Genomic DNA, 6,468 nt, shown 5'->3' on the forward strand with positions numbered 1-6,468 from the left:
TTTCTGCCTCCCCCAACCCGGCCGCTCCCAGCGCCACCACCACCCTGCAAGTCCAAGTCGTGGACGAGTCGGACACTGGAATTGGCAAAAAAAACATCATATTCGCCGTGGCCGACAATCAAAGCGGGGCAACCACTCTTTCCCATTCAGCCACAACCGACGAAGCCGGCTGGGCCAGGACGCTGCATGAAGTCGGCCCATATGAGGGCACGGATCAGCTGTATGTCGTTGCTCCGGGCGGAGCTACAAGCGTCATGCTCCCCTTGGTGGTCACGTCTCAAATAGCCCGCATCGGCGACATCTCTCTCGCCATTGAAGAAGAGTTCCCCGATTTGGCCAGTCTTTCTGCCACTGTCAGGGATGAACTTGGAGATGTTGTGAAAAATGTTACGGTCAATTTCTCCACGACGTTCGGAAAAATTGTTCCATCTTACGCTGTCACCGACGCCAACGGCAAAGCCAAAACTTCAGTCAGCTCTCTTACTTCAGGTCGTGCCAAGGTAACGGCGACTTGTGGTGACCGAAACGATTTCGTCTATGTTTCTTTTGGAAATGAAACAAATACATTCCAAAATTTAAATATTTTTTTCGATAATAATCTCTATTTGCCATCTGAAAAAAATTATTTAACCGCTCGACTCGACCTCGTCGCCGATGCCTCATATTTATTTTTCAACGAGAAAATGTCCTTGACGGCTATAATTTTTAATCCTGATGACCAAATTCAAATTGGTGAGACAGTAATCTTTACTCTGAATGATTCGACTGGGGGATATCTCACTTCTTATGCTGAAATTTTAGGCCCAAATGGCGCAAGGACTCAGTACATATCTGGATCTGTCCCAGGCCAAGCGTTCATCAAAGCCGAATGCGGTACATTATCCGAGGCCTTGAACATCAATATTGGCTCCGCCCAAAAGTAGAAAACAAACCCTGAATGCCCAAGCCGAACGTCGTCCAGTCCACGGAAAACCTCCTGGACATCATTAGGGGAAAGAAATCCGTTCCTGCCGGGCAGGGAACGGAAAAAGTCCGCCCGGTCGAGCCCGGTCTGCGGGCTCTGCGCCCGTCCTCCAAGGCCGGAGTAGTCGTTGGCGTGGACCTCGGCCCCACGACCTTGCGTTTGGCCATGATCAAGGTCCAGGGCGGCAACCGGCTCTCTCTTCTGGACGTTAAAACCGTGGACCTCGGCACCCCGCCGGCCCAGGACTTGGCCCTGATCAACCTGCTCAAGGCCCAGATCGGGGCTTTCTGCCGGGCCTACGCCAAGACCGACATCTGGGTCTCCATGCCCTCCAAGGATGTGGAGATCGAGCACATCCGACTGCCCAAGGCCGCCGCCAAGACTCCGGCCCAAACGGCCCAATCCGTGTACTGGGATCTCCAGCGGCGCAAGAAGTTTGACGCCAACACCACCCTGTACGATTTCGAAGTCCTGGGGGAGGTCGATGACAAGGGCACGCCCAAGCTGGAGCTCACCGCATGGACCATACCCCACGACACCGTCCGAAAGGTCCGCCGCCTCTTCAACCAGGCTGGCGTTTCCCTGACCGGTGTGACCATCGTCCCCTTCTGCCTCCAGAACATTCTCCGCACGGGCTGGATCAGCGGCCACGAACGCGTGGCCCACGTGTTCATCGGCAGCGATTGGTCTCGCATCGACATCTACGCTTCGGGAAACCTGGCATTCACCCGGGAAATCAAAACCGGGACCAACTCCATGATCGAGACTCTGGCCGAGTACATGGAGAACCTCCACAATCAGCCCGAACAGCACGGGGCCACCGGATGGAATGGACTAAACGAGTTGGCCGCCCATCCCCAGCTCGAGGACGAGGATCTTCAGACCGAGCCCGGCCGAACCCGGGGCGAGACCGGCCTCAAGAACGGATTCCAGGCGGCCAGGGATCTCCTTCTCTCCCGGTCCATGAACGGCTCCCGGGATGGGGTTCATCCGGACATCAAGGTCATCGACGTCATCAACCCGGCCGTGACCAGGCTCATCCGGCAGATCGAGCGGACCTTTGAATTCTTTTCTCAGACTACGAGCCAGGCCGCGGTCGAAAAGGTCTATCTGGCTGGGCCGTTGTGCACCTATGGCAAGCTCGTGGCCGAGATTGACCGGCAACTCGGGGGCAATCTGGAAATTCTCGACCCCCTTCCGCCGGACACCAACCGAGACGGCATCCTGGCCCTGCCTGCGGGCCTGGACGAGCGGGCCGCACTGGCCCCAGCCGTGGGCCTTGCCCTCTCAGACAACGCATGGACTCCGAACTTCATTTTCACTCACCGAGAAAAAGCCCTGTCCCAGCAGGAAAACCGGACCCATTGGGCGATTGTTGCCTCCTGTTCGGCCGTTGTCTTGATCTGCCTTGCCCTCTTCGGCTGGAAATTCGCCCAGACCGAATTCATCCACCGCCAAATCCGGAACGCCAAGGCCCAGGTTTCCGCCGTGAGCGAGAACCTGTCCCGGCTGGAATCCCGCCTCAAGGCACTGACCGATGAGAGCTACGGCCAAGAGATCGAGAACCTCCGGCAGTCCATGCTGACCAAGAACACCCGACTTCAGGACTACGCCCGACGGCATGTGCCCCTAGCCGTGATCGGCGACATCATCCGCCTGTCTCCGGAATCCATTCGCCTCCACAGGATATTCACCTACATGGCCGACCCCTCGGCCTTGCCTCTCGACCGTCAGGTCACGAACATCCGCTACGAAAGCACCCTCGGCCAGCCCAGCCGAAACATCATCCTGGCCGATCCCTTTGGAACCTACCAGGTCGAGTTCCCATCCGCGGAGGAAGAAATCCCCTCCCTGTCACAATTCGTCATCCTCGACGGCATCGTCCGCAGCGATGACGAGGATCTCAAGCTCCTTCTCTACAAGTACCGGGCAGCCCTGGACACCTCGGGGCTGTTCAATGTCCGTAACGTGGCCCGGTTCGACCAAATCTATCCAGGCCTTGGCAACGTCCTGCGCTTCAACATCCTCCTGGAGATCCTGACGTGAAACCGGGGAACGCGTTCTTCCGTCTTCCTCGAAAATCGGTCATCGTTCTAGCGACCGCCCTGATCTTCGTGGCCGTCTTGGCCCTGGCCCTGATCTGGCCCCAGTTCCTGCGCGAAAGGCAGGCCGAGAATTCTTTGATCAGGACCGAGCAGGACTTAGCCCAGGCCCGAGCCCATGAAAACGAAATCGCAACGCGCATCTCCTCTCGAGAGACCGAACTCGGCCGAGAACGAGATCTCCTGGCCCGTCTGCGGAAAAACGACGAGAATCTGGACCTCTACGTGTCCAACTTGAAGATCAGGTCACTGCCCAGCCCTGCCCCTTATTCCGAAGAACCCGCTGCCCTTCCCGGGCTGTTCAACGACCTTATTCTCGGATCGGGATTGACCTCGCCACAGGTCCGGGTCCAAGAGGAGGTCTCTTCCGGCCCTCTGCGAGGCGTCCTCTTTTATCTAGGCGGATCCGGTTCCCTGGCCGACATTCAGGCTCTGATCCTTACCCTTCTCCGCCAGCCTTTCGTCCACTCCATTATCCAGTCCCAGATCCAGGACTACGCCGATCAGCGACTGTTCCAATGCCAGATACTTGTCGAGCTCGCCCCCTTGGCCGAAGATCCGGGCCCCACGGCTGTCCGGACAGATGAGGCTAAGGAGACAATCCAATGACCAAAAGGGAAAAGATCATTCTCGGAGCCACCGTGGCCGTGGCCATTGGAGCTGGAATATTCCTCCTCATCGACAGCGGGTCAAAAAAACCAGTCCGTCCCATGACTCCGTCTGCGGCTTCAGTCGCTCCCCAGGCAGCTCCGGCTTCACCTCCGACCTCGGCCCAAAGCCCGACGCCCCCGAAGCGCGAAACCACGAACATGGGGGAAGAACTGGTCCTCACGCCCCGTCAGCGGGAAATCCTGACCCTGGTCTCCCGAGGCTGGCAGCGGGACCCCTTTTTCCGTCAGCCCAATACCTCCTCTTCCGAACGACGTATCGAGACCGAACTGTTCATGTACACCGGATTCCTGGACATCGGAGGCCGGGGATACGCCATCATCAACGATCTGAAATTCTCTGTCGGCGACCGCCTCGTGGGAACTGAATGGCCCGATTACCGCCTCGAGCGGATCACTCCCGAAGAGGCCCATATCGTCAGTCCCCAGGGAACGAAAATCGTCGTCAAGTACCGGGACATGCCCGACGCATGGGAGGACATCGGCAATCCCGAGCCCCCGCCCCCGGCCGATCCCACGCCGCCTTCGCCCGGATCCGACTCGGAGCTGCCATGAAAGCCTTTTGCATTTACCCCTTGATCCATCTCCTCGGCGCGGGCTTTCTTCTGGCCTTCATGGCTTTGCCCCTGATCGCTTCGGCCGCCCAGAACGCAGCGTCGTCCGGGGATGGCCAAGGCACTGCCACTCCGGTTCGGATCGTCACCGGCACAGACATCGGCATGGCCATGGGCACTGGATTCTATGTCCGTTCCAACATCATCGCCACCAATTTCCACGTCATCGACGGGGCCAACACCATTGGCTTTGCCACCAACCAGAAGGCGATCATCGTCAACAAGATCATGGCCTATGATCAAACCACCGACTTGGCACTGCTCTATACCGACATCCCCGGCACGCCCTTTCCCCTGTCCATCGACAACCTGTCCACGGGCATGCGTCTCACGGCCAAGGGCTTTCCCGGAAGCAAGGATGGTTCTCTTGTTTCTTCCGAAGGAATCTTTGTCGGTTGGGAGACCATCAACGGCGTCCAGCATCTCCAATTCAACGGAGTGATCATGCCCGGCATGAGCGGCGGGCCCATTGTCGATTCCATGAACCGTGTCGTGGGCGTCAACCGCCTGGGCAACGAGGCCGAGATTTACACCCTGCGGGCCGGCATCGGCGTCCTACACCTCATCGACCTTCTGGACCAGGCCTTGATCCTGCCCTATGACCAGTACATGGACGTCGAGGACTTTTTCAAACTGACCAGGTCCCGACTTCGGACCGAGGTATCCAATGGCACCATCGTCATCACCGACCACTGACCCCCGGCCCAGGCCTCTGTCGACTTCGTCGTGGACGGCTTTGCTTGTCGTCCTGTGTCTTCTGTTCACTCCGTCCTGTGGACCGAAGAAACAGCCGCCCAAGGACCCCTTTTTCGAGCAATGGGAGCAGCGGGCCGAAATGTACCGCGGCCACACCCCGGACAAGACCATGGACGAGTCGACCATCGACCAGACCATTGTCCAAGATCTGGAGGAGGTCGCTGAGAGTCGAACCACCCCCCAAAAACAGCTCCCGACCACCCCGGTGACCATCAAAGTCGGCAACGTTCCGGCCAAGGTGGTCATTGAGACCCTGGCCTCCCAGGCCGGAGTCAACGTCTTCGGATCGGCCAATGTCGAAGGAACCATCAGCTTGGACATCAGGAACGTGCCCTGGGACGAAGTCTTCAAGGCCATCCTAGCCGAGCGGGGCTGCGCCTGGGAATGGCAGGGCAGCATCCTGCGCATCCTGACCCTCAAGGACATTGAGCGCGAGGCCGCCCTGACCAAGGTCATGCTCGGCCAGCAGGAACAGAAGACCCAGCTCAAACAATACCAGGAAATCATCACCAAGATCGTCAAGGTCCAGTTCGCCAACATCGATGACATCCAGAAAACCCTGGCTGCGGCCATCGGCGGAAAAAACCGCATCGCCCAGGCCCTGAACGTCCGGGAAACCCAGGTCGCCGCGACCCCATACCAGGACTCCGAGGGAGGCAAAACCGTCATCCGCACCGACCGGGGCAATATCATCACCGACAAACACACCAACTCCCTCATCCTCCAGGCCACCCAGGAGGACATCGACCTCATGCTCAAGCTCATCGCCAAGCTGGACCGGCCCACGGACCAGATCCAGATCAAGGCCTACATCGTCGAGACAACCCAGCAGGAGGGCCGCAACCTGGGTATCCAATGGGGGGGGCCTTCCGCTCCCAGCCCTGGGTCTCGGGCGGTCAGGCCAACCGCCTCTACCTGACCCCCGGTGGATCATCCCTGACCGGCCAGGGCACCAATCCTGGGGAGGATCCGGTCCTCGGCGGCGACTATATCCCAACCTACGGCCGGGGCGTGTCCGGCCAGGGTATGGGCCTGAATTTTCCCGGCATGGACCCCACCGCCCAGGGTTTGGGCTCGGCCGGCCTGGGGCTGGGGCTGCTCGTCGGAGCCATCGGCGGCAACATCCTTGAGGTCCAGCTCTCGGCCCTCCAGGAACAGAACAAACTGAACATCCTTTCCAGCCCGTCCATCACCACCATGGACAACCAGATGGCCTTCACCGAAAACGGCGAGCGGGTGCCCTATGTCAGCTATGACGACGGGGACAAAGAAGTGAAATTCGAGGACGCCGTCCTCCGGCTGGAGATCACCCCCCACGTCATCGACGAAAAATACCTGCGCATGGACATCCTGATAAAGAAGGA

At 58.8% G+C, this 6,468-nt stretch carries 6 protein-coding genes; all 6 read left to right on the top strand.

What is annotated here, in order from left to right; all coding sequences use genetic code 11:
* Window positions 1-923: hypothetical protein (locus EOM25_11250; protein ID NCC25750.1), on the top strand; the 923-nt coding region annotated here is incomplete at its 5' end.
* Between the two features lie 14 nt (window positions 924-937).
* Window positions 938-3,010, top strand: coding sequence for a hypothetical protein (locus tag EOM25_11255; protein ID NCC25751.1), 2,073 nt, complete (start codon window positions 938-940; stop codon window positions 3,008-3,010).
* Window positions 3,007-3,675, top strand: coding sequence for a hypothetical protein (locus EOM25_11260; GenBank protein NCC25752.1), 669 nt, complete (start codon window positions 3,007-3,009; stop codon window positions 3,673-3,675). Before EOM25_11255 ends, EOM25_11260 begins: the two co-directional genes overlap by 4 nt.
* Window positions 3,676-4,102: 427 nt before the next feature.
* Window positions 4,103-5,044, top strand: coding sequence for a serine protease (locus EOM25_11265; protein ID NCC25753.1), 942 nt, complete (start codon window positions 4,103-4,105; stop codon window positions 5,042-5,044).
* Window positions 5,016-6,023 carry a hypothetical protein gene (locus EOM25_11270; protein NCC25754.1) on the top strand — a complete coding sequence of 336 codons (1,008 nt, stop codon included), beginning with the start codon at window positions 5,016-5,018 and terminating at the stop codon, window positions 6,021-6,023. Before EOM25_11265 ends, EOM25_11270 begins: the two co-directional genes overlap by 29 nt.
* The coding region (locus EOM25_11275; GenBank protein NCC25755.1) for a type II and III secretion system protein at window positions 5,960-6,468 on the top strand (509 nt) is incomplete at its 3' end. The genes EOM25_11270 and EOM25_11275, both read left to right, overlap by 64 nt.

The organism is Deltaproteobacteria bacterium, assembly GCA_009929795.1.
Taxonomy (GTDB): domain Bacteria; phylum Desulfobacterota; class Desulfovibrionia; order Desulfovibrionales; family Desulfomicrobiaceae; genus RZZR01.